This is a genomic window from Enterobacter sp. UPMP701, assembly GCF_053709515.1.
In genome coordinates, this window is the sequence record NZ_JBSKJN010000005.1 from 216,442 (window position 1) to 238,487 (window position 22,046).

General features: G+C 55.3%; 21 protein-coding genes. 10 read left to right on the forward strand and 11 right to left on the reverse strand.

Features of this window, described 5'->3' with window-relative positions; translation table 11 throughout:
- The gene (dnaA, locus tag ACWKXT_RS14040) at positions 1-1,395 is read right to left on the reverse strand and encodes a chromosomal replication initiator protein DnaA (RefSeq protein WP_119916710.1); all 1,395 of its coding nucleotides are present in this window, start codon (positions 1,393-1,395) and stop codon (positions 1-3) included.
- Positions 1,396-1,994: 599 nt separating this feature from the next.
- On the opposite strand from dnaA, the gene rpmH reads away from it, so the two are divergent.
- The 9 genes from rpmH to ACWKXT_RS14085 all read left to right on the forward strand — a co-directional run bounded on the left by rpmH (position 1,995) and on the right by ACWKXT_RS14085 (position 9,514).
- Positions 1,995-2,135: a 50S ribosomal protein L34 gene (gene rpmH, locus ACWKXT_RS14045; RefSeq protein ID WP_000831330.1), complete on the forward strand. Its 141-nt coding sequence runs from the start codon at positions 1,995-1,997 to the stop codon at positions 2,133-2,135.
- A 16-nt stretch (positions 2,136-2,151) separates the two neighbouring features.
- Positions 2,152-2,511, forward strand: a complete 360-nt coding sequence (gene rnpA / locus ACWKXT_RS14050) for a ribonuclease P protein component (protein WP_014072458.1) — start codon at positions 2,152-2,154, stop codon at positions 2,509-2,511.
- Complete coding sequence (gene yidD / locus ACWKXT_RS14055) at positions 2,475-2,732, forward strand: membrane protein insertion efficiency factor YidD (protein WP_001307474.1); 258 nt, start codon at positions 2,475-2,477, stop codon at positions 2,730-2,732. Before rnpA ends, yidD begins: the two co-directional genes overlap by 37 nt.
- 2 nt (positions 2,733-2,734) lie before the next feature.
- Positions 2,735-4,378 carry a membrane protein insertase YidC gene (gene yidC / locus ACWKXT_RS14060; RefSeq protein WP_454528131.1) on the forward strand — a complete coding sequence of 548 codons (1,644 nt, stop codon included), beginning with the start codon at positions 2,735-2,737 and terminating at the stop codon, positions 4,376-4,378.
- A 72-nt stretch (positions 4,379-4,450) separates the two neighbouring features.
- Positions 4,451-5,815: a tRNA uridine-5-carboxymethylaminomethyl(34) synthesis GTPase MnmE gene (mnmE, locus tag ACWKXT_RS14065; RefSeq protein ID WP_215723139.1), complete on the forward strand. Its 1,365-nt coding sequence runs from the start codon at positions 4,451-4,453 to the stop codon at positions 5,813-5,815.
- A 111-nt stretch (positions 5,816-5,926) separates the two neighbouring features.
- Positions 5,927-7,102: an MdtL family multidrug efflux MFS transporter gene (locus ACWKXT_RS14070; RefSeq protein ID WP_454528130.1), complete on the forward strand. Its 1,176-nt coding sequence runs from the start codon at positions 5,927-5,929 to the stop codon at positions 7,100-7,102.
- A complete protein-coding gene (gene yidZ / locus ACWKXT_RS14075) occupies positions 7,071-8,042 on the forward strand; it encodes an HTH-type transcriptional regulator YidZ (protein WP_454528129.1) in 972 nt (323 codons plus the stop codon). Before ACWKXT_RS14070 ends, yidZ begins: the two co-directional genes overlap by 32 nt.
- A gap of 122 nt (positions 8,043-8,164) precedes the next feature.
- Positions 8,165-8,911 (forward strand): 4'-phosphopantetheinyl transferase family protein, encoded by a 747-nt coding sequence (locus ACWKXT_RS14080; RefSeq protein WP_454528128.1) that lies wholly within the window; start codon positions 8,165-8,167, stop codon positions 8,909-8,911.
- A gap of 36 nt (positions 8,912-8,947) precedes the next feature.
- Positions 8,948-9,514, forward strand: coding sequence for an NADPH-dependent FMN reductase (locus tag ACWKXT_RS14085; RefSeq protein ID WP_454532676.1), 567 nt, complete (start codon positions 8,948-8,950; stop codon positions 9,512-9,514).
- A gap of 44 nt (positions 9,515-9,558) precedes the next feature.
- On the opposite strand, the gene adeP is transcribed toward ACWKXT_RS14085, so the two are convergent.
- The gene (gene adeP / locus ACWKXT_RS14090; RefSeq protein WP_454528126.1) at positions 9,559-10,896 is read right to left on the reverse strand and encodes an adenine permease AdeP; all 1,338 of its coding nucleotides are present in this window, start codon (positions 10,894-10,896) and stop codon (positions 9,559-9,561) included.
- A 167-nt stretch (positions 10,897-11,063) separates the two neighbouring features.
- Here adeP and yieH point away from each other — a divergent pair, with 167 nt between their 5' ends.
- A complete protein-coding gene (yieH, locus tag ACWKXT_RS14095; protein ID WP_119916705.1) occupies positions 11,064-11,729 on the forward strand; it encodes a 6-phosphogluconate phosphatase in 666 nt (221 codons plus the stop codon).
- Between the two features lie 44 nt (positions 11,730-11,773).
- Here yieH and phoU read toward each other — a convergent pair whose 3' ends face one another.
- The 9 genes from phoU to atpD form a co-directional block, all read right to left on the reverse strand.
- Entirely contained in the window at positions 11,774-12,499 is a 726-nt protein-coding gene (gene phoU / locus ACWKXT_RS14100; protein WP_008500182.1) for a phosphate signaling complex protein PhoU, read from the reverse strand.
- A gap of 26 nt (positions 12,500-12,525) precedes the next feature.
- Positions 12,526-13,299: a phosphate ABC transporter ATP-binding protein PstB gene (gene pstB, locus ACWKXT_RS14105; RefSeq protein WP_010426574.1), complete on the reverse strand. Its 774-nt coding sequence runs from the start codon at positions 13,297-13,299 to the stop codon at positions 12,526-12,528.
- A gap of 47 nt (positions 13,300-13,346) precedes the next feature.
- Positions 13,347-14,237, reverse strand: coding sequence for a phosphate ABC transporter permease PstA (gene pstA, locus ACWKXT_RS14110; protein WP_119916703.1), 891 nt, complete (start codon positions 14,235-14,237; stop codon positions 13,347-13,349).
- Complete coding sequence (pstC, locus tag ACWKXT_RS14115; protein WP_454528124.1) at positions 14,237-15,196, reverse strand: phosphate ABC transporter permease PstC; 960 nt, start codon at positions 15,194-15,196, stop codon at positions 14,237-14,239. The genes pstA and pstC overlap by 1 nt, the downstream gene beginning before the upstream one ends.
- A gap of 125 nt (positions 15,197-15,321) precedes the next feature.
- A complete protein-coding gene (gene pstS / locus ACWKXT_RS14120) occupies positions 15,322-16,362 on the reverse strand; it encodes a phosphate ABC transporter substrate-binding protein PstS (protein WP_454528123.1) in 1,041 nt (346 codons plus the stop codon).
- 278 nt (positions 16,363-16,640) lie between these two features.
- Positions 16,641-18,470: a glutamine--fructose-6-phosphate transaminase (isomerizing) gene (gene glmS, locus ACWKXT_RS14125; RefSeq protein WP_014881886.1), complete on the reverse strand. Its 1,830-nt coding sequence runs from the start codon at positions 18,468-18,470 to the stop codon at positions 16,641-16,643.
- A 242-nt stretch (positions 18,471-18,712) separates the two neighbouring features.
- Complete coding sequence (gene glmU / locus ACWKXT_RS14130; protein WP_454532677.1) at positions 18,713-20,083, reverse strand: bifunctional UDP-N-acetylglucosamine diphosphorylase/glucosamine-1-phosphate N-acetyltransferase GlmU; 1,371 nt, start codon at positions 20,081-20,083, stop codon at positions 18,713-18,715.
- Positions 20,084-20,222: 139 nt separating this feature from the next.
- Entirely contained in the window at positions 20,223-20,642 is a 420-nt protein-coding gene (locus ACWKXT_RS14135) for a F0F1 ATP synthase subunit epsilon (protein WP_006177560.1), read from the reverse strand.
- Between the two features lie 20 nt (positions 20,643-20,662).
- Positions 20,663-22,045 carry a F0F1 ATP synthase subunit beta gene (gene atpD / locus ACWKXT_RS14140; protein WP_003862362.1) on the reverse strand — a complete coding sequence of 461 codons (1,383 nt, stop codon included), beginning with the start codon at positions 22,043-22,045 and terminating at the stop codon, positions 20,663-20,665.
- Between the last annotated feature and the right edge of the window lies 1 nt (position 22,046).

The window sequence follows — 22,046 nt, forward strand, 5'->3', positions numbered from 1 at the left end:
TCACGATGATAATGTTCTGATTAGATTGGAAAAATCTTCTTTTATGTCGTGGCTTTCTTCGCGTAACTGCTCAATCTTGCGACAAGCGTGCAGCACGGTCGTATGGTCACGGCCACCAAACGCATCCCCGATTTCCGGCAGACTGTGGTTGGTTAACTCCTTTGCCAGCGCCATCGCCATCTGACGCGGACGCGCCACCGAGCGGGAACGACGTTTAGAGAGTAAATCTGCCACTTTGATCTTGTAGTACTCAGCCACCGTCTTTTGAATATTGTCGATGGTGACCAGTTTTTCCTGCAATGCCAACAAATCACGCAGTGCTTCACGCACAAAATCGATGGTGATCGCACGACCGGTGAAGTTGGCATTGGCGATAACGCGGTTCAGCGCCCCTTCCAGCTCACGCACGTTGGAGCGCAGACGTTTGGCAATGAAGAAAGCCACTTCACCCGGCAGGCGGATGTCGTTCTCATCGGCTTTCTTCATCAGGATCGCGACGCGGGTTTCCAGCTCCGGTGGCTCGATCGCCACGGTCAGGCCCCAGCCGAATCGGGATTTCAGACGATCTTCAACACCGTTGATCTCTTTTGGATAACGATCCGAGGTCAAAATGATCTGCTGATTACCTTCCAGCAAGGCGTTGAAGGTGTGGAAAAATTCTTCCTGCGATCGTTCTTTATTAGCAAAGAACTGGATGTCATCGATCAGCAGCGCGTCAACGGAACGGTAGTAGCGTTTAAACTCTTCGATCGCATTGTTTTGCAGGGCTTTTACCATGTCCTGAACGAAGCGCTCGGAGTGCATATACACCACTTTCGCGTTGGGCTTGCGCGCCATAATGCCGTTACCCACCGCATGCAGCAGGTGGGTTTTACCGAGACCCGTGCCGCCATACAGGAACAGCGGGTTGTAGGCCCCGCCGGGGTTATCGGCAACCTGACGGGCCGCCGCGCGCGCCAGCTGGTTCGACTTACCTTCAACGAAGTTATCGAACGTGTGTTTCACGTTAACGTTAGAGCGGTAGGTCGGCTCTGCGGGTGCAGGGACGTTATCCCAGCCCTGACGAGCGGGTGCGACGCGAGGCGCCGGGGCCGGAACAGCCTGAGCGGGCGCGGTGACGTTCACGGTTTCACGAACGGTTTGGGTGACCGGCTTTGTGCCCACTTCAAAACGCAGCTGTGGAACATCTGACCCGCAGAAATCGTTCAGCAGGCCGTTGATGTTATTGAGGTACTTGTCTCTTACCCAATCGAGCACAAAACGGTTTGGCGCATACAAAGCCAGCGTGTTATCGCTCAGCTCCGCCTGCAACGGGCGGATCCACATACTGAATTCTGTGGCTGGTAACTCATCCTGCAATCGGGCAAGACACTGCTGCCAAAGCGAAAGTGACACGGCGGACTCCACTCGAACAATAAAAGAAAACTATTGAATATTCATGATTGTTGGCGCACATCGACATGACCCTGTGTAAAGGGGGACGTGCGAATTGCTATCTGCAATTTATCCTGACCAGGATCCTGGGATCCCGATCGGGACCGCGGATCATAGCGTAAACTGAGCCAGAGATCTTCTGTTTCTCACAGATTCTTCCCGATTTATCCACAGGAAGATCCGAAACCGGGTAAGTGTAAACGATCCTGGCGCGAGTGCCCCGCGATTTAGCCCGCATATTGGAAAATTTAATGAGCAGCGACAATTTTTTGCTTAAATGATCTAACGAAGATCCGGGACGATCCTTGCGCTTTGTTGGCGAGGCCGTATAATCCTCGACCCGGCGCGTGATGCTCATCTTCCTGCGTCGTCCGTTGCTCATTTTCCACGCGAAATCGTGCGGAAATACGCGGGAAATAAGGAAAGAGAATTGACTCCGGAGTGTACAATTATTACAATCCGGCCTCTTTAATCACCCACGCTGAGGCGTTAGTCGTTCGAAACTCGTTCGGGTATACGCAAAAGTCAGTGAATTTATTCAAGTTTAGGTAGAAATCGCCATGAAACGCACTTTTCAACCGTCTGTACTGAAGCGCAACCGTTCTCACGGCTTCCGTGCTCGTATGGCTACTAAAAATGGTCGTCAGGTTCTGGCACGTCGTCGTGCTAAAGGCCGCGCTCGTCTGACCGTTTCCAAGTAATAAAGCTAACCCCTGAGTGGTTAAGCTAGCATTTCCCAGGGAGTTACGTTTGTTAACTCCCACTCATTTCACTTTCGTCTTCCAGCAGCCACAACGGGCTGGCACGCCGCAAATCACCATCCTCGGCCGCCAAAATTCGCTGGGGCATCCCCGCATCGGTCTGACAGTCGCTAAGAAAAACGTTAAGCGAGCGCATGAACGCAACCGGATTAAACGTCTGACGCGTGAAAGCTTCCGTTTACGTCAGCACGAACTGCCTTCAATGGATTTCGTGGTGGTGGCTAAAAAAGGGGTTGCCGACCTCGATAACCGTGCTCTCTCGGAAGCGTTGGAAAAATTATGGCGCCGCCACTGTCGCCTGGCTCACGGGTCCTGATAGCCCTCATTCGGGTCTATCAACGCCTGATTAGTCCGCTACTCGGGCCGCACTGCCGTTTCACGCCAACATGCTCAAGCTACGGAATTGAGGCATTGCGCAGGTTTGGAGTGATAAAAGGCAGTTGGTTGACGGTGAAACGCGTATTAAAATGCCACCCTTTACACCCCGGTGGAGACGACCCCGTCCCCCCAGGACCCTTTGATACCAGAGAACACTAACGATGGATTCGCAACGCAATCTTCTTATCATCGCTTTGTTGTTCGTGTCTTTCATGATCTGGCAGGCATGGGAGCAGGATAAAAATCCTCAACCCCAGCAGCAGACCACGCAGACTACGACCACCGCAACGGGTAGCGCCGCCGATCAGGGCGTACCGGCCAGTGGCCAGGGGAAACAGATTACGGTTAAGACCGATGTGCTTGAGCTGACTATCAACACCCGTGGTGGTGATGTAGAGCAGGCGCTGCTGTTGACCTACCCGAAAGAGCTGAAGTCTACCGAACCGTTCCAGTTACTGGAAACCACGCCTGAGTTTATCTACCAGGCGCAGAGCGGCCTGACCGGTCGTGATGGCCCGGATAACCCGGCTAACGGTGCGCGTCCACTGTACAACGTCGAGAAAGATACTTTCGTACTGGCTGACGGTCAGAATGAAATCGCTATCCCGATGACCTACACCGACGCGGCAGGCAACACCTTCACCAAAACCTTCACCCTGAAACGCGGTGAGTATGCGGTGAACGTGGGCTACAGCGTACAGAATACCGGCGCGAAACCGCTGGAACTGTCTACCTTTGGTCAGCTGAAGCAGTCCATCAATCTGCCGTCTCACCGTGACACCGGAAGCAGCAACTTTGCGCTGCATACCTTCCGTGGCGCGGCATACTCCACGCCTGACGCGAAGTATGAGAAATACAAATTCGATACCATTGCCGATAACGAAAACCTGAACGTCAGCTCCAAAGGCGGTTGGGTAGCAATGCTGCAACAGTATTTCGCAACGGCATGGATCCCAAATAACGACGGTAGCAACAACTTCTATACCGCGAACCTGGGTAACGGTCTTGCCGCTATCGGCTACAAATCTCAGCCGGTTCTGGTTCAGCCGGGTCAAACCGGTAACCTGGCAAGCACCCTGTGGGTCGGCCCGGAAATCCAGGACAAAATGGCTGCCGTTGCGCCGCACCTGGATCTGACCGTTGATTACGGCTGGTTGTGGTTCATCTCTCAGCCGCTGTTTAAGCTGCTGAAGTTCATCCACAGCTTCCTGGGTAACTGGGGCTTCTCCATCATCGTTATCACCTTCATCGTTCGTGGCATCATGTACCCGCTGACTAAAGCGCAGTACACCTCCATGGCGAAGATGCGCATGCTGCAGCCGAAGATTCAGGCGATGCGTGAGCGTCTGGGCGATGACAAACAGCGTCAGAGCCAGGAGATGATGGCCCTGTATAAAGCAGAGAAAGTGAACCCGCTGGGTGGCTGCTTCCCGCTGCTGATTCAGATGCCAATCTTCCTTGCGCTGTACTACATGCTGATGGGTTCCGTTGAGCTGCGCCATGCGCCGTTCGCCCTGTGGATCCATGACCTGTCCGCACAGGACCCGTACTACATCCTGCCGATCCTGATGGGCGTGACGATGTTCTTCATCCAGAAGATGTCGCCGACCACCGTGACCGACCCGATGCAGCAGAAGATCATGACCTTTATGCCGGTCATCTTCACCGTGTTCTTCCTGTGGTTCCCGTCAGGTCTGGTGCTGTACTATATCGTCAGCAACCTGGTGACCATCATCCAGCAGCAGCTGATTTACCGTGGTCTGGAAAAACGTGGCCTGCATAGCCGCGAAAAGAAAAAGTCCTGATTCGGTAAGTTAACGCTAAAATAAGGGCGGTCGATTGACCGCCTTTTTTATTTGTATTGAACGAGACCAACCATGAGCCATAACGACACTATCGTCGCCCAGGCAACCCCACCGGGACGCGGTGGTGTAGGCATTCTGCGTATCTCCGGCCTGAAGGCGCGCGAGGTGGCTGAAGCGGTGCTGGGTAAACTGCCAAAGCCACGCTACGCTGATTACCTGCCGTTTAAAGATGCCGACGGCACGCCGCTGGACCAGGGCATTGCGCTGTGGTTCCCCGGCCCGAACTCCTTTACCGGCGAAGACGTGCTGGAGCTTCAGGGTCACGGCGGCCCGGTTATCCTCGACCTGCTGTTAAAACGTATTCTGACCCTGCCTGGCCTGCGTATTGCGAAGCCGGGCGAGTTCTCCGAGCGTGCTTTCCTCAACGATAAGCTCGACCTGGCGCAGGCCGAGGCGATTGCTGACCTGATCGACGCCAGTTCCGAACAGGCGGCCCGCTCCGCTTTGAATTCGTTGCAGGGCGCATTTTCCGCACGCGTGAATCACCTTGTGGAAGCACTTACTCACCTGCGAATCTACGTCGAAGCGGCTATCGACTTCCCGGACGAGGAGATCGACTTCCTTTCTGACGGTAAAATCGAAGCACAGCTCAACCAGGTGATGAACGATCTCGACGCCGTGCGCGCCGAAGCGCGCCAGGGCAGCCTGCTACGTGAAGGGATGAAGGTGGTGATTGCTGGTCGCCCTAACGCCGGGAAATCGAGCCTGCTGAACGCCCTGGCGGGCCGTGAAGCCGCCATCGTGACGGATATCGCCGGCACCACCCGCGACGTCCTGCGCGAGCATATCCACATCGACGGGATGCCGCTGCACATTATCGACACCGCGGGCCTGCGCGATGCCAGCGACGAAGTTGAACGCATCGGGATAGAACGCGCCTGGCAGGAGATCGAGCAGGCTGACCGTGTACTGTTTATGGTGGACGGCACCACGACCAACGCCGTTGACCCGGCGGAGATCTGGCCAGACTTTATCGCTCGTCTGCCAGCCAAACTGCCAATCACCGTGGTGCGTAACAAAGCAGACGTGACCGGCGAAACGCTGGGCATCAGCGATGTGAATGGTCACTCACTTATTCGCCTGTCGGCGCGTACCGGTGAAGGCGTGGACGATCTGCGTAACCATCTCAAGCAGAGCATGGGCTTTGATACCAGCATGGAAGGCGGTTTCCTGGCGCGTCGTCGTCACCTGCAGGCGCTGGAAGAGGCGGCACGCCATCTTGACCAGGGCAAAGCGCAGCTGATCGGGGCGTGGGCAGGTGAACTGCTGGCGGAAGAGCTGCGTCTGGCGCAGCAGAACCTGAGCGAGATCACCGGGGAGTTTACGTCGGACGATCTGCTGGGCAGGATCTTCTCGAGCTTCTGTATTGGTAAGTAACTCCCGCTAACACTGGGTGATTTCCTCTCAGGAAATCACCATTGTCCAAATGGCAACTCGCCTAATCCCTTTTCACCCCCTATTCTGCATGCCTGCATCTATGGGGGGTTTATGGCGCGTTTTCTGTTTTGTAGTTTCGCATTAGTTCTGCTTTATCCGTCCGGCATTGATATGTATCTGGTGGGATTACCGCACATCGCCCGCGATCTGGGTGCCAGCGAAGCGCAGCTGCATATCGCGTTTTCGGCCTACCTCGCGGGGATGGCGTCGTCGATGGTCTTTGCCGGGAAGATCGCGGATAAGGCTGGCCGTCAGCCTGTCGCCATTACCGGTGCGATTGTCTTCGCGCTGGCATCGATACTGTGTTCGGTCGCACAGGAAAGCACATTGTTTCTGTCAGGACGCTTCGTCCAGGGTATTGGGGCTGGCGGCTGCTATGTGGTGGCGTTTGCCATTTTGCGCGACACCTTAAGCGCCCAGCGCCGTGCCAAAGTACTCTCCATGCTGAACGGGATAACCTGCATCATCCCGGTGCTGGCCCCGGTTGTGGGGTATCTGATCATGCTGAAATTCCCGTGGCAGAGCCTGTTCTGGACCATGGCGGCGATGGGCGCCCTGGTCTTTGTGCTGTCGATTGCGGTGCTGAAAGAGACCCATCCGGGCTCGCAAAACACAGGCCATGCGGCAACGTTCCACCCGGCAGAGAAACTGCTTAACCGCTTTTTCCTCAGCCGTCTGGCCGTGACCACGTTAAGCGTGGCGGTGATCCTGACGTATGTAAACGTTTCCCCGGTTTTATTGATGGAGACCATGGGCTTCGATCGCGGTGAGTATTCTACCGTAATGGCCTTAACCGCCATGGTCAGTATGGCGGTCTCGTTCTCGACCCCCTTTGCGCTGAATCTTTTCCGCCAGCGCACGCTGATGTTGACGTCCCAGGTGCTGTTCCTCGCCGCAGGCGCAATCCTGGCAACCACCAGTTCACACGCGGTTATGCTGGTGGGCATTACTCTCATCTGCGCCGGGTTCTCGGTTGGCTTTGGCGTGGCGATGAGTCAGGCACTTGGCCCCTTCTCGCTGCGGGCAGGCGTGGCAAGCTCGGTGCTGGGGATCGCGCAGGTCTGCGGCTCGTCACTGTGGATATGGCTGGCAGCGGTCATCGGACTTAACGCGCTCAATATGCTGATCGGGATTCTGATTGGCTGTAGCATGGTCTGCATTACCTTACTTATGGTCATCCAGCCCGCGGCACATTATGAAGAAGCCCATCAGCAACCTCGATCTTAACCTGTTACTTTGCCTGCAGCTTTTGCTGCAGGAGCGCAGCGTCACCAAAGCCGCAAAGCGGATGAACGTGACGCCGTCGGCGGTGAGCAAATCGCTGGCCAAGCTGCGCGACTGGTTTGACGACCCGCTGTTTGTCAAAACGCCGTTAGGGCTGCTCCCTACACCCCTGACGGTGAGCCTGGAGCAGGATCTGGCCGACTGGATGCAGATAGGTAATCAGATCCTCGACAAATTCCACCATGATTCGCCCGGCGGTCTGAACTTCGAACTCGCGGCGGAAACGCCGCTGATGCTGATCCGGTTTAATACCCTACTGGAGCAGGTGAATCAGCGCTATCCGCAGGCGACGGTGAAGATGCGGCACTGGGATTACGACTCGCTGGATGCCATTACCCGCGGAGAGGTCGATCTCGGTTTTACCGGACGCGAAACGCATCCGCGTTCCCGCGAGCTGCTGAAGCTGATGCCGTGGTTTATCGACTACGAAATTCTGTTTAGCGACCGCCCCTGCGTCTATCTGCGCGAAGACCACCCCGCTCTGCAGGAGGAGTGGAACCTGGAGACATTCCTGCGCTATCCCCATATCAGTATCTTCTGGGAACGCAGCGACACCTGGGCGCTTGATGAAGTCCTCAAGGAGATGGGACGTGAGCGCACTGTCGCCATGAGCCTGCCGGGCTTCGAACAGGCGATGTTTATGGCGGCGCAGCCCGGTCATCACTATATCGCCACCGCACCGCACTACTGCCATCACTATAATCAACTCCACCAGCGGAAGCTGATTGCGCTGCCCATCCCCATTGACGAAGCCCAGTCTGAAAAGCTGACCGTTCCCTTCACGCTGATCTGGCATAAACGGAACAGCCATAACCCGAAAATCCTCTGGCTGCGGGAGACCATCAAGGCGTTGTACGGTGGCAGCGATCCAATTTTTGCCTAAGAAAATGTAAAGTTCGGTCCTCAGGCTTCTCTTACTCCCATTTACTGATTAAAACAGGAAGCAAGTTAAGCGATAATCATGTAACCGTTTAACCGATTACGACCATTATCAAGGAGCGAAAAATGGCAACGCACTTTGCAAGAGGGATACTTACAGAAGGACGTCTCGTATCGGCCAGACTCTCTTCAGCCTGTCACAGTGAGGCACTCAAACTTCCCGAACACCGCAGGACGCGGTTTTTAGCGTCCAGAGCACTTCTCGCAGAACTGCTGTTTATGCTGTATGGCACCAGCGAACTGCCGGAGATTATCACTCAGCCAGAGGGCCGTCCGGTCTTTGCTGACCCGGATCTCCCGCGATTTTCCATTGCCTATACGGGCAATATCATTGGCGTGGCGCTGACCACCGAAGGGGATTGCGGGCTGGATATGGAGCTTCAGCGTGCGACGCGAGGGTTCCATGGCGCAAGCCCGCACGATGACTACCCGCTCTCAAGCAATGAAAAGCTGTGGGTGCGCAATCAGAACGACCCCGTCGAGGCCAGAGCTCAGCTCATCACCCTGCGTCAGAGCATCCGCAAGCTCTGTGGGTGCGCCTCAGACGACGCCAGTCTGCTGCAATTGCTGCCAGGCTCCGGACGCCTGCGTGCCGCTAAAGCCACGCTTGTAGAGGCGCTCAGCGATGCAGAAGACGTGTTGATATGGTCAGTTGCGGTCAGCCCCGCCATCGAACGGCTGAAGATCTGGGAGTTTGACAGTAAAGATGGATGGAGTAGCCTTCCGGATGTGCCCGAGCGCGCCAATGCGCCCGCCGCGCGTCTGATGCGGTTAACCAGTTTACCTGCAGAAAAAGCATACATACTTAGCTGATCCATTCAGGGTCATCATGATGAAACAGGAGTAATCATGTCTGATACGTTGAAAGTTGTTACGTTACTGGGAAGCCTGCGCAAAGGTTCATTTAACGGGATGGTGGCCCGTACGCTGCCACAGCTGGCACCGGCAGGTATGGAGATTAGCACCCTGCCGTCGATTGGCGATATCCCGCTGTATGATGCAGATGTCCAGCAGGACGAAGGGTTCCCGCAGAGCGTGGAGGCGATAGCCGAGCAGATCCGCCAGGCTGACGGTGTAGTCATTGTTACACCGGAGTATAACTACTCGGTTCCGGGTGGCCTGAAGAACGCCATTGACTGGTTATCCCGTTTACCGGAGCAGCCGCTGTCTGGCAAACCGGTGCTGATCCAGACCAGCTCAATGGGCGCGATTGGCGGCGCGCGCTGCCAGTATCACCTGCGTCAGATCCTGGTGTTCCTGGATGCAATGGTGATGAACAAGCCGGAATTTATGGGCGGCGTGATTCAGAACAAGGTCGACCCGCAGACGGGTGAAGTGGTGGATCAGAGCACGCGTGACCATCTGTCTGGCCAGCTGACGGCGTTTGGGGATTATATTAAGCGGGTGAAGGCGTAACCCCTCACCCTAACCCTCTCCCTGTGGGAGAGGGAACAAACCTTTTATTTGGCGTCGATAAAGACAATCTTCAGCACAAACAGCAGCGCCACGATAATCACGCACGGGCTGAGTTCGCGGAAGCGGCCGGTACCGATCTTCATAATGCAGTAAGAGATAAAGCCCAGCGCGATACCTTCGGTGATCGAGAAGCTGAACGGCATCATCACCGCGGTAATAAACGCCGGTACCGCTTCGGTTAAATCTTCCCACTTCACGCGCGCCAGGCTCGATGTCATCAGCACGCCGACGTAGATCAGCGCGCCGGCTGCCGCATACGGTGGCACCATACCCGCCAGCGGAGAGAGGAAGATCACCAGCAGGAACAGGATACCCACGACTACCGCCGTCAGGCCAGTGCGGCCCCCCACGGAGACGCCGGAAGAGGATTCAATGTAAGCGGTAACAGACGAGGTTCCAATGAAAGAACCCGCGACGGAAGAGATGCTGTCCACATACAGCGCCTGCTTCATGCGTGGGAATTTGCCCTTCTCGTCCGCCAGACCCGCTTTGTCGGTCACGCCAATCAGCGTACCGGAGGAGTCAAACAAGTTGACCAGCATGAAGGAGAAAATCACGCCCGCCAGCCCCAGGTTCAGGGAGCCCGCGAGGTCAACGTGACCAATCACGGTAGAGACGCTCGGTGGCGCAGAGACGATACCGTTGTAATGTACGTCACCCAGCATCCAGCCCAGCAGGGTGGTGACCACGATGGACACCAGCACTGCCGCGTGAATGTTGCGGGAGGCGAGGATCGCGATGATAAAGAAGCCCAGCACGCCCAGCAGCACGCTGTGGGAAGTCAGGTGACCAATGCTCACCAGGGTTTCCGGGTTTGCCACGATCACACCGGCGTTTTTCAGCCCCATCATTCCGATGAACAGACCGATACCGCTGGTGATGCCCACGCGCAGGCTCACCGGAATGTTTGCAATCATCCAGTAACGTACGCGGAAAATGGTCAGCAGCAGCAGGCCAATGGCGCCCCAGAAGATTGCCCCCATGCCAACCTGCCACGGCAGCCCCATCGCCTGAACGACCACGAACGCGAAGAATGCGTTCAGACCCATCGCCGGAGCCAGCGCGACCGGCAGGTTAGCGAACACGCCCATCAGAATGCTGCCAAGGGCGGCGATCAGACAGGTGGTCACGAAGACGGCGCTGGTATCCATGCCAGCAACGCCCAGAATTTGCGGGTTAACAAAAACGATATAAACCATCGTCAGGAAGGTGGTGAAACCGGCGATCACTTCGGTGCGTGCCGTTGTGCCGTGCTCGCGCAGTTTAAACACGCGCTCAAGCAGACCCTGACCAGACGTCTGGGTAGTGTGTTGTTGACTCATCATCAATTTCCGAACAAGGAGGGAAAATTCGTCGCTATCCTATACCAAAATGCGACAATAGTGGCGGTTACGGGATACTTTTTACATTGAATTTGCTTATACGGCAACGATTGCGTCCCGCTGAACTGCCGTACGAAAACGTTAAACTTGTTAAAAAAGGGAAAGGCATGTCCGGAATTGAAGCGGTATTTTTCGACTGCGACGGTACGCTGGTCGACAGTGAGGTCATTTGTTCCCGCGCGTATGTGGCCATGTTCCAGGAATTTGGCATTACGCTGGAACTCGAAGAGGTGTTTAAACGCTTTAAGGGCGTGAAGCTCTACGAGATCATCGACATCATTAACGAAGAACACGGCGTGGATCTGGCGAAAGCGGAGCTGGAGCCGGTGTACCGCGCCGAGGTCGCACGCCTGTTCGACTCCGAGCTGGAGGTTATTGCCGGGGCAAACGCGCTGCTGGATGCGATGACGGTGCCGATCTGCGTCGTTTCCAACGGTCCGGTCAGCAAAATGCAGCACTCGCTGGGCAAGCTTGAGATGTTGCACCATTTCCCGGAAAAACTGTTCAGCGGCTACGATATCCAGCGCTGGAAGCCCGATCCGGCGCTGATGTTCCATGCGGCAAAAGCGATGAACGTCAATGTGGAAAATTGCATTCTGGTGGATGATTCGTCTGCGGGCGCGCAGTCAGGGATTGATGCTGGGATGGAGGTGTTTTACTTCTGCGCCGATCCGCACAACAAGCCGATCGATCATCCAAAAGTGACGACCTTTACCGATCTGGCGCAGCTGCCAGCGTTGTGGAAAGCGCGCGGGTGGGATATTACGCGTTGAATTAACGTAGGGCGGGTAAGCGCTAGCGCCACCCGCCACAAACATCACTCTTTTGGATCTTTACCTGCCAGCAGCTTGTCCAGCTCGTCGCCGCCCACGTGACGGAAGTCCTGACCTTTTACGAAGTAGAAAATGTATTCGCAAATGTTCTGGCAGCGGTCGCCGATACGCTCAATGGAACGCGCGCAGAACAGGGCCGTCAGTACGCTTGGGATCGTACGGGAATCTTCCATCATGTAGGTCATCAGCTGACGCACGATGCCTTCATACTCCTGGTCGACTTTCTTATCTTCACGGTAGATACGCACCGCTTCGTCCAGATCCATGCGCGCAAAGGCATCCAGCACGTCGTGCAGCATCTGCACGGTGTGGCGGCCCAGCGACTCCAGGCTCACCAGCAGCGGCTGGTGCTGCTGAGAGAACTTCTCCAGCGCGGTGCGGCAGATTTTATCCGCCACGTCACCAATACGTTCCAGCTCGGCGATGGTTTTAATGATCGCCATCACCAGACGCAGGTCGCTCGCCGTCGGCTGACGTTTCGCGATAATACGCACGCAGGCCTCGTCGATGGCGACTTCCATCATATTGACGTTTTTGTCGCCTTCAATGACGCGCTTCGCCAGCTCGCTGTCCTGGTTATGCATTGCCGTAATCGCATCAGAAAGCTGCTGCTCAACCATGCCACCCATGGTCATTACCTGCGTGCGAATACTTTCCAGCTCTGCGTTGAACTGGCCTGAAATGTGTTTATTAAGATTGAGGTTGTCCATGGTTTCTCCACATGCACTAAGGCAAATCAACCGTAGCGGCCAGTAATATAATCTTCGGTTTGTTTCTTCGCGGGCCGGGTGAACAGCGCATCCGTATCGCTGAACTCAATCAACTCGCCCAGGTACATAAACGCCGTGTGATCGGAGCAACGCGCAGCCTGCTGCATGTTGTGGGTCACAATAACCACGGTGTAATCCTGCTTCAGCTCGGTGATCAGCTCTTCAATACGACCGGTGGAGATCGGGTCCAGGGCCGAACACGGCTCATCCAGCAGCAACACTTCCGGGCGAATGGCGATACCGCGCGCAATGCACAGACGCTGCTGCTGACCACCGGAGAGAGAGTACCCGCTCTGATGAAGTTTATCTTTGGTTTCGTTCCATAATGCGGCCTTGGTCAATGCCCACTGCACGCGCTCGTCCATATCGGCACGGGAGAGCTTTTCAAACAGGCGAACGCCAAACGCGATGTTGTCATAAATGGACATCGGGAACGGCGTCGGTTTCTGGAACACCATCCCCACTTTAGCGCGCAGCAGGGCGATATCCTGGGCCTGGGTCAGAATGTTTTCGCCATCAAGGATAATTTCACCTTCAGCGCGCTGCTCCGGATAGAGCGAATACATTTTGTTAAAGGTACGCAGCAGCGTGGACTTACCACAGCCGGACGGACCAATGAATGCCGTTACCTGGTTCTTCGCGATATCCAGGTTGATATTCTTCAGGGCATGGAATTTGCCGTAGTAGAAGTTCAAATCACGAACCTGAATCTTACCCGGGGCAGTATCAACCATACTCATTGACTCATTTCCTCATTCGGCGCCGCGAGCTGCCGCGCCGTAAAAAATTAACCGTGTTTCTTCTTCGCGAAAATGACGCGCGCCAGAATGTTCAGCAACAGTACGCAAAGGGTGATGATCAGCACCCCGGCCCAGGCCAGCTGCTGCCATTCCGCGAATGGGCTCATCGCAAATTTAAAGATCGTCACCGGCAGGTTAGCGATCGGCTGCATCATATCCGTGCTCCAGAACTGGTTGGAGAGGGCAGTAAATAGCAGCGGTGCCGTTTCACCGGCAATACGGGCGATGGCCAGCAGGATACCGGTCATGATCCCGGAGACGGACGCTTTCAGAGTGATTGCGGAAATCATTTTCCATTTCGGCGTACCCAGCGCGTAAGCCGCTTCACGCAGGCTGTCCGGCACCAGTTTCAGCATGTTTTCGGTGGTACGAATGACGATAGGCACCTGCAGCAGCGCCAGCGCAATCACGCCCGCCCAGCCGGAGAAGTGTTCCATTTGCGCGACCACAATGGTGTAGACAAACAGACCCACGACAATCGACGGGGCAGAAAGCAGGATGTCGTTAATGAAGCGAATCACCTCTGCCAGCCAGGATTTACGCCCGTACTCCGCGAGATAGATACCGGCCATGATGCCCAGCGGCGTACCGAAAACCGTCGCCCACAAGATCAGCAGGCCACTGCCCGCCAGGGCGTTAGCCAGACCCCCCCCCGCCGTATTTGGCGGCGGCGTCATCTCGGTGAACAGCGCCAGTGACATTCCATCAATACCACGGGTGATGGTGGACATCAGGATCCAGATCAGCCAGAACAGGCCGAATGCCATCGTTGCCATGGAAAGCGTCAGCGCAATGCGGTTTTTGAAACGACGCTTCGCCTGCATTTTGCGGCGGGATTCCGCAAGCGCAGTGGTATTTTGCATTTCGAGCGTTGCCATCAGCGTGCCCCCTCATTTTTTGCGAGACGCAGGATCATCAGCTTGGAGATCGCCAGAACAATGAAGGTGATAACAAACAGAATCAGACCCAGTTCCATCAGCGCTGCGACGTGAAGCCCGGATTCCGCTTCGGCAAATTCGTTTGCCAGCGCGGAAGTAATACTGTTACCCGGCATATAAAGCGACGCGCTGTCGAGCTGGTAGGTGTTACCGATGATAAAGGTCACCGCCATGGTTTCACCCAGCGCGCGACCTAAGCCCAGCATCACGCCGCCGATCACCCCATTTTTGGTGAACGGAAGGACAATGCGCCAGATCACTTCCCAGGTGGTGCAGCCGATACCGTAGGCCGACTCTTTCATCATCACCGGGGTTTGTTCGAAGACATCGCGCATAACCGCCGCAATGTACGGAATAATCATGATGGCGAGGATCACACCTGCCGCCAGAATGCCGATACCGAAGGCCGGGCCAGAGAACAGCGCTCCCACAAACGGAATGGCAGAGAGAACGTTACCGACCGGCTCCTGGAAGTACGTTGCAAACAGCGGCGCAAAGATAAACAGGCCCCACATGCCGTAAACGATACTTGGAATGGCCGCCAGCAGTTCAATAGCGATACCCAGCGGGCGTCGCAGCCAGCCCGGCGCCAGTTCCGTCAGAAACAGGGCAATACCGAAGCTTACCGGAACGGCAATCAGCAGAGCGATAAACGAGGTCACCAGCGTGCCGTAAATCGGCACCAGCGCACCGTAGACGTCATTCGGCGCGTCCCACTCTTTGGTCCACAGGAAGGAGAAACCGAATTTCTGAATGCTCGGCCAGGAGGAGAAAATCAGAGACACGATAATGCCGCCCAGCAGCAATAGCACAATCAGCGCAGCCAGTTTGACCAGCGCGCCGAAAATCATGTCACCTTTTTTACCCGGAGGGTTAAATGCAGGCTTGGTTGCAGCCATAAATTACTCTTCTGTTAAACGCGTTTACGAAATCGCCGGGTGGCGCTTACGCTTACCCGGCCTACAGTCGGAACCGTAGGGCGGGATCGCTGCGCGCCTCCCGCCATTTTCGTCAGAATGCTAAATTAATACAATGCTTTACCGCTGCTGTCTTTCACGTTGGTTTTCCATGCAGCACGGATCTGCTCAACCACGCTGTCCGGCAGGCTGGCGTAATCCAGGTCGTTAGCCTGCTTGCCGCCGTTTTTGTATGCCCAGTCGAAGAACTTCAGCACTTCAGCGCCCTGCTCAGGTTTCTTCTGCTCTTTGTGAACCAGGATGAAGGTGGTGGAAGTGATTGGCCACGCGCCTTCGCCTTTCTGGTTAGTCAGATCCTGTGCGAAGGATTTGCTCCAGTCAGCGCCTTTCGCAGCGTTAGCAAAGTTCTCTTCTGTCGGGCTAACCGGTTTGCCGTCGGCAGATACCAGTTTGGTGTAGGACAGGTTGTTCTGCTTAGCGTACGCGTATTCTACGTAGCCGATAGAACCCGGCAGACGCTGTACGAACGCGGCGATACCGTCGTTACCTTTACCGCCCAGACCGGTTGGCCAGTTAACGGTAGAGCCAGAACCGACTTTCGATTTCCACTCTTCGTTCACTTTCGCCAGGTAGCTGGTGAAGACGAAAGAGGTACCGGAGCCGTCCGCACGGCGAACCACAGCGATGTTCTGCGAAGGCAGCTTAACGCCTGGGTTCAGCTTAGTGATGGCTTCGTCGTCCCATTTTTTGATTTTACCCAGGTAGATATCACCCAGGGTTTTGCCGTCCAGCACCAGCTCGCCTGATTTCAGGCCAGGGATGTTAACGGCCAGCACAACACCGCCGATCACGGTCGGGAACTGGAACAGACCTTCCTGATTCAGTTTCTCGTCAGACAGCGGAGCATCTGATGCGCCGAAATCAACGGTATTCGCGGTAATTTGTTTTACGCCACCGGAGGAGCCGATACCCTGATAGTTAACCTTGTTACCGGTTTCTTTCTGGTAGGTATCTGCCCATTTGGCATACACCGGCGCAGGGAAGGTTGCACCAGCGCCAGTCAGGCTTGCTGCTGCAAAAGCAGAGAAAGCGCTCAGAGATAAGGTCGCGGCGACAACAGTTGCGACAGTGGTACGCATAACTTTCATAATGTCTCCTGCAAGGATTTCGTAAATCATTGTTTAAGTGGCTACGATGAGCAAAATAGGACAAACAGGTGACAGATAAATGTACGAATTATGACAGTTTTATGACAAAGGAAATTTCACTTAAATGCACGTAAAACTTCATTTATTTATCATGAACTTAAAGAGAAAGATGACAGTGTGTTTTCAGTAATATTTTCTTTATGTGACACTGAAAAAATAGCTGAAAATGACAGATTGTCATTAAAAAAGGCTCCACCTGATGGTGGAGCCTGGAAGGATTATTCTACGGTAACGGATTTCGCCAGATTTCGCGGCTGGTCAACGTCGGTGCCTTTGATCAGCGCAACGTGATACGCCAGCAGCTGCAGCGGAACGGTGTAGAAGATGGGTGCAATCACCTCTTCCACATGCGGCATCTCGATGATGTGCATGTTGTCGCTGCTGGCAAAACCGGCATCTTTATCCGCGAAGACGTACAGGACACCACCGCGGGCACGCACTTCTTCAATGTTGGATTTCAATTTTTCCAGCAGTTCGTTGTTCGGTGCCACAACGATGACCGGCATATCCGCGTCAATCAGCGCCAGCGGGCCGTGTTTTAGCTCGCCTGCCGCGTAGGCTTCCGCGTGGATGTAGGAGATCTCTTTCAGCTTCAGCGCGCCTTCCAGCGCAATTGGATACTGATCGCCACGACCCAGGAACAGGGCGTGATGTTTGTCAGAGAAATCTTCTGCCAGCGCTTCAATGCGTTTGTCCTGAGACAGCATCTGCTCAATACGGCTCGGCAGCGCCTGCAGGCCGTGAACGATGTCGTGCTCAACAGAAGCATCTTCGCCTTTCAGACGCGCCAGCTTCGCCACCAGCATCAACAGAACGGTGAGCTGAGTGGTAAACGCTTTGGTGGAGGCCACGCCGATTTCGGTACCCGCTTTGGTCATCAGCGCCAGATCGGACTCACGCACCAGGGATGAGCCAGGAACGTTACAGATGGCCAGCGAGCCCAGGTAACCCAGCTCTTTAGACAGACGCAGCGCTGCCAGCGTATCCGCCGTTTCGCCGGACTGAGAAAGGGTGATCATCAGGCTGTTACGGCGCACCGCGGACTTGCGATAGCGGAACTCAGACGCGATTTCCACGTCGCACGGCACGCCTGCCAGGGATTCAAACCAGTAGCGAGAGACCATACCGGAGTTGTAGGAGGTGCCGCAGGCCACGATCTGAATATGCTCAACTTTGCCGAGCAGTTCGTTGGCGTTGGCACCCAGCTCGCTCAGATCCACTTCACCGTGGCTGATGCGCCCGGTCAGGGTGTTTTTGATGGCGTTTGGCTGCTCGTAGATCTCTTTCTGCATGTAGTGACGGTAAGCGCCTTTGTCGCCCGCGTCGTACTGCAGATTCGATTCGATCTCCTGACGCTTAACCTGCTCGCCTTTGGTATCGAATACGGTCACGCTGCGACGCGTCACTTCTGCGATATCACCCTCTTCCAGGAAGATAAAGCGACGGGTAACCGGCAGGAGCGCCAGCTGATCGGAGGCGATGAAGTTTTCCCCCATGCCCAGGCCGATCACCATCGGACTACCGGAACGCGCGGCCAGCAACGTGGACGGGTCGCGGGAATCCATGATCACCGTGCCGTAGGCACCGCGCAGCTGAGGGATAGCACGCAGCACGGCTTCACGCAGTGTACCGCCCTGTGCCAGCTCCCAGTGCACCAGGTGAGCAATCACTTCGGTGTCGGTCTCAGAGACGAAGGTATAGCCGCGCGCTTTCAGTTCTTCGCGCAGCGGTTCGTGGTTTTCGATAATGCCGTTATGCACCACCACGATGTGTTCAGACACATGCGGGTGTGCGTTGCCTTCAGATGGCTCACCGTGGGTCGCCCAGCGGGTGTGCGCAATACCGGTACCACCGTGCAGCGGATGTTCTTCCGCGGCCTGAGCCAGCATCTGCACTTTACCGAGACGACGCAGACGGGTCATATGCCCTTCAGCATCGACGACAGCCAGACCGGCAGAGTCGTAACCACGGTATTCCAGACGACGTAAACCTTCGAGAAGGATTTCAGCAATATCACGCTGCGCAACTGCGCCAACAATTCCACACATAGTTAGATTTCCTGATTATGGCGTTATGCCATGCGTTGTCGCTGACCTGTATTTGCCCTTTCCGGGCGCCCCGAGCCTTGTAGAGAGTGGGGTTATTTTTATGGGTACTGCTTGTGGGGGGAGGATTATATTATCCCCTCACCCCGGCCCTCTCCCCAAAGGGGCGAGGGAGAAAAACACCGCACCGAACGATCCCCTCTCCCCTGTGGGGAGAGGGTCAGGGTGAGGGGTGTATATTGTTGTTACTTTTTCTTCACCGGGCGTTTCCAGCCCTGCTTGCTGACCTGCGGCACACGGCTTAACACCAGCTCGTTATCCGCTACATCGCGCGTGACGGTTGTTCCGGCGGCAATAGTCACCCCGTTACCCACGGTAACAGGCGCCACCAGCTGCGTATCGGAGCCAACGAACACATCATCACCGATGATGGTTTTAAACTTATTGGCGCCGTCATAGTTACAGGTAATGGTTCCTGCACCAATGTTCACGTTATCGCCAATCTCCGCGTCGCCCAGATAGGTCAGATGACCGGCTTTCGAGCCTTTACCGAGGCGCGCTTTTTTCATTTCCACGAAATTGCCCACGTGCGCGCCTTCCAGCAGCTCAGCGCCCGGACGCAGACGCGCAAACGGACCGATGGTACACGCAGCGTCAAGATGAGCATCTTCTACCACGCTGTATGGGCTAATTTCGCAGTCGTCACCAATGACGCTGTTTTTAATCACGCAGCCGGTGCCAATTTTGACGCGGTTACCCAGCGCCACGTTGCCTTCAACGATAACGTTAGTATCAATTTCCACGTCACGCCCGTGGGACAAGGTGCCGCGCAGATCGAAACGCGCCGGATCGCGCAGCATCACGCCTGCCAGCAGCAGCTTTTCGGCCTGCTCGGACTGATAAATACGCTCAAGACGGGAAAGCTGGAGGCGATTGTTCACGCCGTCCGTTTCGCTGATGCGCGCCGGATGAACGGCGGCAATTTCACGCCCTTCGTGGTACGCCATCGCAATAATATCGGTGATGTAGTACTCACCCTGCGCGTTGTTGTTGTTGAGCTTCGACAGCCAGCGCTTCAAATCAGCACCATTGGCAATCAGGATACCGGTATTGATCTCCTGAATCTGACGCTGTTCGTCGCTGGCATCTTTGTGCTCAACAATACCCGTGACGTTGCCGTTTTCACGCGTGATGCGGCCATAGCCGCTCGGATCGTCCAGCACGACGGTTAATAAACCAATGCCACCCTGCGGTTTGGCTTCACGCAGGCGGGTCAGAGTTTCAACGGAGATCAGCGGAACGTCGCCGTAGAGCATCAGGATGTCTTCGTCATCCGCAAAGAACGGCGCAGCCTGCTGCATCGCGTGACCGGTACCCAGTTGTTCAGCCTGAAGCACCCAGTTGAGCGAGTCATCGCTCAGCGTCTTTTTCAGCAGATCACCGCCATGGCCGTAGACCAGGTGAACCTGACGGGCACCCAGTTCATTCGCGGCATCAATGACATGCTGCACCATTGGCTTTCCTGCCAGCGTGTGGAGCACTTTTGGCAAATCGGAATACATGCGGGTTCCTTTGCCAGCGGCAAGGATAACCACGCTCATCGCACTGTTTGACATACGCATCCTGACTGTAGTTTGAGTGAGAAGTAAAAACGTTTGATGCTTAAAATTCTACATCTTTTTTATCATGAATTAAGCGCCAAAAAAAAAAGCCAGCCTGGTATCCAGACTGGCTTTTGTGCTTTTCAAGCCGGTGTTACATCGCTTTTTTGGTCAACTCGATAACGCGCAGTTTCGCGATCGCTTTGGCCAGCTCCGCAGACGCCTGAGCGTAATCCACGTCACCATGAGAGCTGCTAATGTGCTCTTCAGCCTTACGCTTCGATTCCAGGGCTCGCGCTTCGTCGAGATCCTGGCCACGAATAGCGGTATCGGCCAGAACGGTCACACTGCCAGGCTGCACTTCAAGAATGCCGCCGGACAGATAGATAAACTCTTCATGACCGAACTGTTTAACGATGCGGATCATACCAGGCTTAATGGCGGTGAGCAGCGGTGCGTGACCCGGGAAAATACCCAGTTCACCTTCACTACCCGTTACCTGGATTTTCTCGACCAGACCAGAGAACATTTGTTGCTCTGCGCTGACGACGTCCAGGTGGTAAGTCATTGCCATATCACCCTCCGATTAAGGCGTTAAAGTTTTTTGGCTTTTTCCACGGCTTCTTCGATGGAACCAACCATGTAGAACGCCTGCTCTGGCAGGTGATCGTATTCGCCTTCCATGATGCCTTTAAAGCCACGGATGGTGTCTTTCAGGGAAACGTATTTACCCGGAGAACCGGTGAATACTTCCGCAACGAAGAACGGCTGGGACAGGAAGCGCTGGATCTTACGCGCGCGTGCTACCACCAGTTTGTCTTCTTCAGACAGTTCATCCATACCCAGGATGGCGATGATGTCTTTCAGTTCCTGGTAACGCTGCAGCAGGGACTGTACGCCACGCGCGGTGTCGTAGTGTTCCTGACCCACTACCAGTGGATCCAGCTGACGGCTGGTGGAGTCCAGCGGGTCAACGGCCGGGTAGATACCCAGAGACGCGATCTGACGGCTCAGTACCACGGTTGCATCTAAGTGAGCAAAGGTGGTGGCTGGAGATGGGTCAGTCAAGTCATCCGCAGGTACGTATACCGCCTGAACGGAGGTGATAGAACCGGTTTTGGTCGAGGTGATACGTTCCTGAAGAACACCCATCTCTTCCGCCAGGGTCGGCTGGTAGCCTACCGCTGAAGGCATACGACCCAGCAGTGCAGATACTTCCGTACCGGCCAGGGTGTAACGATAGATGTTATCAACGAACAGCAGAACGTCACGGCCTTCGTCACGGAACTTCTCAGCCATCGTCAGGCCAGTCAGCGCAACGCGCAGACGGTTTCCTGGTGGCTCGTTCATCTGGCCGTAAACCAGGGATACTTTGTCCAGAACGTTGGAGTCGGTCATTTCGTGGTAGAAGTCGTTACCCTCACGAGTACGTTCACCTACGCCCGCAAACACGGAGTAACCGGAGTGCTCGATCGCGATGTTACGGATCAGCTCCATCATGTTTACGGTTTTACCTACACCCGCACCACCGAACAGACCAACTTTACCGCCCTTCGCAAACGGACACATCAGGTCGATAACTTTGATGCCGGTTTCCAGCAGTTCCTGAGAGCTGGACAGCTCTTCGTAGGAAGGTGCCGCACGGTGGATAGCCCAACGCTCTTCTTCACCGATGTCGCCTTTCATGTCGATTGGCTGACCCAATACGTTCATGATACGACCCAGTGTTGCTTTACCTACCGGGACTTCGATCGGGTGCTCAAGGTCTTTAACTTCCAGACCACGACGCAGACCGTCGGAAGAACCCATGGCGATGGTACGCACGATACCGCCGCCGAGCTGCTGCTGAACTTCCAGCACCAGGCTCTCGTTACCATTCTGTACCTCAAGCGCGTCGTACACGCGTGGTACGGCGTCCTGAGGGAACTCGACGTCCACCACGGCGCCGATTACCTGGACAATCTTTCCAGTAGCCATC